1 pseudogene is annotated in these 429 nt (G+C 59.0%); it reads left to right on the top strand.

What is annotated here, in order from left to right:
* Positions 1 to 26: 26 nt before the first annotated feature.
* Positions 27 to 429: pseudogene (locus K0039_RS25605) on the top strand (hypothetical protein); the annotation flags it as partial.

The following is a 429-nucleotide window of genomic DNA, read 5'->3' as shown; positions in this document are numbered from 1 at the left end:
GCCTGATGATGCTCGACGCCATCGGGATGCTGGAAAACGATCCGCAAACTGAAATCATTGCGCTTATCTCCAAACCGCCTGCGCCTGCGGTGGCCCGCAAAGTGCTGGAACGTGCGCGCGCCTGCCGCAAGCCGGTGGTCGTCTGCTTCCTCGATCGTGGCGAAACGCCAGTGGATGAGCAGGGGCTACAGTTTGCCCGCGGCACCAAAGAGGCAGCGCTAAAAGCGGTGATGCTCTCCGGCGTGAAACAGGAAAATCTCGACCTGCATACGCTTAACCAGCCGTTGATTGCGGATGTGCGTGCGCGTCTGCAACCGCAGCAGAAATACATTCGTGGCCTGTTCTGCGGCGGCACGCTGTGCGACGAAACCATGTTCGCGGTGATGGAAAAACATGGCGATGTCTACAGCAACATTCAGCCCGATCCGG

The sequence above is a fragment of the Terrisporobacter mayombei genome (assembly GCF_020748465.1).
Classification (GTDB): Bacteria; Bacillota; Clostridia; order Peptostreptococcales; family Peptostreptococcaceae; genus Terrisporobacter; species Terrisporobacter mayombei.
The sequence above is the reverse complement of the archived record's forward strand: the minus strand, read 5'-3'. Positions and strand labels throughout refer to the sequence as shown.